The following is a 1296-nucleotide window of genomic DNA, read 5'->3' on the forward strand; positions in this document are numbered from 1 at the left end:
GTATAAATTTTCGTATATTTAAGTATGTAAATATCAAATACTTATGCGAATAAATCAGCTATTAAACCTCCCCAAAATTAAAATATACAAATCACACTATAGGGATTCAAAACTTACTTTATACGGACTCATTCCTTTAAAAGGGGCACGTTGTCCTCATTGTAAGGTTTACAGCAAACAAATTCATGATCGCTATGAGCGTCATTTAAATGATCTGAGCGTATTGGAACATCCTGTGCACTTGATTTTAAGAACCCGAAAATTCAAATGCAAGAACAACGGGTGTCCTCGAAAAGTTTTCTCAGAACAAACTCCTGAGATTTCACGTTATGCCCGGAGAACCAACCGATTGGATAAAATTATTGACACCATAGCCTTGGAGACCAATGCTCATCAAGGAAAGATCATAACTAAATTAGTATCAGTTCCCTTAAGTCGTTCAACCATGTTGCGTAAAGCCCATTATAGCTACTTACCTACAGTATATACGCCAAGAGTATTAGGGGTTGATGATTGGGCTTTTCGCAAAGGGGTAAATTATGGCACCGTACTGGTTGATATGGAAACATCCCGCGTAATTGATCTGTTACCTTCCCGTGAAGGCAGTCAATTAAAAAAATGGTTAGCAAAACATCCAGGGATTGAAATTGTGACCAGAGATCGAGCCAGCTCGTATGCCTCAGCAGTAAAGGAAATACATCCGGAAGCACATCAGGTGGCGGATCGGTTCCATTTACTGATGAACCTCTCCGATGCACTGACCCTATATTTTAAAAGCGTTTCCGGTAAGATCAAAACCATTCTTAATGCGCATAAAGAGAAACTATTGGATTATAAGCGCCAACAAACAGATTTGCCGAAGACACAGATTATAGTATCACAAAATAAGTCACTCACCACAGATCCAAGACAAGCTGTTTTTCAAAAAGTAAAAGAATTACAACAGCATAAATATCCTGCCCGTAAAATTGCCAGGGAGCTTGGAATCAGTCGAAATACGGTATGGACTTATTCTAAATTAGAACACCTTCCCCCAAGAATTCACCGTAACGCTACAAATATTGATCTCTTTACCGGATTTATTGTAAATGAGCTGCAGCAAAAGGGATATCTTATTAAAGAGATTATTCAAAAAATAAAAAGCCTTGGTTATGACGGGAGCCAAACTCAAGCGTACCATCACATCAATAAAATAAAGCAGGAAAAGGGTATTAAGACGCCGGATTTGCGCGCCGTTTACAATGAACCTCTCGCTTATATAAAACCGATCAGTGCTACCAAAATGTCCATGCTTAT

The 1296-nt window shown here is 38.6% G+C and carries 1 protein-coding gene; it reads left to right on the forward strand.

Features of this window, described 5'->3' with window-relative positions; all coding sequences use genetic code 11:
* Positions 1-43 precede the first annotated feature (43 nt).
* Positions 44-1296 (forward strand): ISL3 family transposase (locus tag I215_RS15565; RefSeq protein ID WP_008992949.1); only part of this gene is annotated, 1253 nt, incomplete at its 3' end.

Source organism: Galbibacter marinus (assembly GCF_000300875.1).
Taxonomy (GTDB): domain Bacteria; phylum Bacteroidota; class Bacteroidia; order Flavobacteriales; family Flavobacteriaceae; genus Galbibacter; species Galbibacter marinus.